Origin of the sequence: Pseudomonas sp. Sample_9 (assembly GCF_004307535.1) — a bacterium.
Classification (GTDB): Bacteria; Pseudomonadota; Gammaproteobacteria; order Pseudomonadales; family Pseudomonadaceae; genus Aquipseudomonas; species Aquipseudomonas mercuritolerans.
In genome coordinates this window covers 1-1357 of record NZ_RAZO01000102.1, presented here as the reverse complement: position 1 = coordinate 1357, position 1357 = coordinate 1, and the positions used below count along the sequence as shown (strand labels likewise).

The window sequence follows — 1357 nt, the reverse complement described above, 5'->3', positions numbered from 1 at the left end:
TATTGAATCGTCACGCCGTAGCCCTTGACCGGGTTGGCGTCGCCCTGGGTCTGCAGCTGCTCGAAGTAAGCCAGGTTGCCCACCGAGGTCACCACGTCGATGTCGCCATTGGGCGCGCGAGTCATGGTCACTGTGTTGCCTTTGACGATCATCGAACCCTGGGTAATGATCACGTCACCTTTATAGGTGGCGATGCCATTCTTGTCGTCCAGTTGGGCGTCGTCGGCCTGAATGCGGATAGGCTGCTGCTGATCGTTCGGCAGGGACCAGGCGCTCGCGCTTCCCAGTGCTGCGCCCAGACTGAGCAAAATAGGGAGGGTTTTAACGAGCCTCATACTGTCCTCTTACGTTCGATTGCAGGTGTATCCTGCTTTCCTTCAGGTACGCTTTCATTCCGACGCCAGTCGATACACCGCCAGCGCCCTCGATTCTAACGGGTTGCGCAGTCTGCGCATATTCCTGCTGCGGGAACACGGTCATGCGGGTGCTGGTGATCAGGGTGCCGCGCTGTTTCTCGTCGGTGCGCTGTACGCGTACCGAGTCGATCAATTCCACTTCGGTACCGCCCGAATTCACTTCGCCGCGCTCACTGGTCACGTGCCATGGGAAGTCGGTGCCGCGGTACATGTTCAAATCAGGCTTGGTCACCAGGGTGATATCGGTAGCCTTGACGTGCTCGGCCTTGTCGGAGGTCATCTCGTATTGCACCTTGCCGTCGGGCAGGTACTGAATGGTATGCGTGTTGGTCGCGTACCAGTCGATCGGATTCTCGGCAGCCGAAACCGGTGGCTTGTCGAGGAAGCGTTCCGGGCTGATGTTCCAATAGCCGACCGCAGCGAAAATCGCCGCGATGCAGCCGAACAGCAGGAAGTTGCGAAACTTTTTGCTAAACATGGTCAGGCTCACAGGTACGCGGCGTTGGCCGCTTCAAGGCGGCCCTGGGCGCGCAGGATCAATTCGCAGAATTCGCGGGCGGCACCTTCGCCGCCGCGGGCGCGGGTAACGCCGTGGGCGTGTTCGCGGACAAAGTCGGCAGCGTTGGCCACCGCCATGCCCAGCCCTACACGGCGGATTACCGGCAAGTCTGGCAGATCGTCACCGAGATAGGCGACTTCTTCATAGCTCAGGCCCAGTTGTCCGAGCAGGCCGTCGAGCACCACCAGTTTGTCTTCGCGCCCCTGAAACAGGTGCGGGATGCCGAGGTTTTTCGCGCGGCGCTCGACCACCGGGGTTTTGCGGCCACTGATGATCGCCGTTTGCACGCCGGCATTCATCAGCATTTTGATGCCCTGGCCGTCGAGGGTGTTGAAGGTCTTGAACTCGCTGCCGTCTTCGAGGAAGTACAGGCGGCCGTCGG

General features: G+C 60.2%; 3 protein-coding genes. All 3 read right to left on the bottom strand.

Annotated elements, in window-relative coordinates; translation table 11 throughout:
- Positions 1–335, bottom strand: a 335-nt coding sequence (lptA, locus tag D6877_RS05310; RefSeq protein WP_130910089.1) for a lipopolysaccharide transport periplasmic protein LptA, incomplete at its 3' end; no start/stop codon positions are given.
- Positions 322–894, bottom strand: a complete 573-nt coding sequence (lptC, locus tag D6877_RS05305; RefSeq protein WP_130910088.1) for an LPS export ABC transporter periplasmic protein LptC — start codon at positions 892–894, stop codon at positions 322–324. The genes lptA and lptC, both read right to left, overlap by 14 nt.
- A gap of 8 nt (positions 895–902) precedes the next feature.
- Positions 903–1357, bottom strand: a 455-nt coding sequence (locus D6877_RS05300) for an HAD hydrolase family protein (RefSeq protein ID WP_130910087.1), incomplete at its 5' end; no start/stop codon positions are given.

Bases quoted from the DNA above. Each gene is read 5' to 3' on its own strand.
- lptC (WP_130910088.1), bottom strand. From the start codon at position 894: ATGTTTAGCAAAAAGTTTCGCAACTTCCTGCTGTTCGGCTGCATCGCG.